The sequence below is a fragment of the Frankia sp. AgKG'84/4 genome, from assembly GCF_023242965.2.
GTDB lineage: Bacteria > Actinomycetota > Actinomycetes > Frankiales > Frankiaceae > Frankia.
Map to the genome: position 1 here is coordinate 1 of NZ_JALKFU020001139.1, position 1,249 is coordinate 1,249.

2 protein-coding genes are annotated in these 1,249 nt (G+C 79.7%); both read right to left on the reverse strand.

The window, feature by feature from the left end; all coding sequences use genetic code 11:
* A partial coding sequence (locus tag MXD58_RS27910; RefSeq protein ID WP_250611158.1) for a glycosyltransferase family 39 protein occupies positions 1-840 on the reverse strand: 840 nt, incomplete at its 3' end.
* A gap of 220 nt (positions 841-1,060) precedes the next feature.
* Positions 1,061-1,249 (reverse strand): hypothetical protein (locus tag MXD58_RS27915; RefSeq protein WP_250611160.1); only part of this gene is annotated, 189 nt, incomplete at its 5' end.

The window sequence follows — 1,249 nt, forward strand, 5'->3', positions numbered from 1 at the left end:
GGGGGGGGGGGGGGGGGGGGGGGGGGGGGGGGGGGGGGGGGGGGGGGGGGGCGGGGGGGGGGGGGGGGGGGGGGGGGCGGGGGGGGGGGGGGGGGGGGGGGGGGGGGGGGGGGGCCCGGGGGGGGGGGGGGGCGCGGGGCGCGGCGCCCGCGCGCCGGCGGGCCGGGCGCGGCGTGCCCGCAGCCACGGGCGCACCGTCAGCAGGCCGATCAGCCACCCGGCGACGGTCAGTAGCAGGTAGAGGCACCAGTAGTGGGTGAGTGCCAGGCAGCCCGCGGCGAGCGCGAGGCCGATCACGGCGCGTGGCGACGGTGCCCGCAGCACGCGTTCCAGCGCGACCCCGCCGAGCGCGGTGAGCAGCACGATGAGGCTGTACATCCGCGTCTCGGTGCCGAAGTACAGGGCGAACGGCGAGGTCAGGTACAGCACGACGGCGACCCGCGCGGCGCGCTCGCCGACCACCCGCCCGGCCAGCACGTACAGCGGCCACGCGGCCAGGATGTTGATCACCGCGGACAGCGACCGGACCGCGGGGCTACTCTCGCCGAACAGGTCGATCCAGCCGTGCAGCAGCAGGTAGTACAGCGGCGGTGAGCCGTCCTGCAGCAGGCCGTCCCACAGCGTGACGCCCGCGCCGTGCAGCGGCAGACGGGCGATGGCGACGCTCTGGGCCTCGTCGAGCCACAGGGCCTGGCTGGCGGTGAAGCGAATGATCACCGAGGCGGCGACGAGCACGCCGACCACCACGGCGAAGATCCGCGCTGCGCGGTCGGGCCGCCCGCCGGCCTCGTCGGCGGGCTCGGGGAGCTGCTCCGCCGGGCGGATCGCGACGTCCGTCATCGCAGCCGCGGCGCGCTGGCCCGCGCCGTCGGACCGGGGCGGGATCGCCGTCCACCGTTGGACCGTCCACCGTTGGACATGGATGGCATGCCTTTCGTCGTCCGCGGCGCGGCGGGGTCAGCCGGACGACGTTCGGCCAACCAGGGGGTCCGCACCTGGTCAGGTGCTCGTGCGGCGCGCGGGATGGTTCGGCTGACCCGGCGGGCGGGTCCACCGCGGGTCAGGGCCTCGGTCGGTCGGCGTCACGCGCCGTGCCGACCTGCATTCTGGTCTGATCCGCCGCCGCCGGCATGCCGGCCGCGGGGGGGGGGGGGGGGGGGGGGGGGGCCGCGCGGTGGGGGGGGGGGGGGTGGGGTGGGGGGGGGGGGGGGGGGGGGGGGGGGGGGGGGGGGGGGGGGGGGGGGGGGGG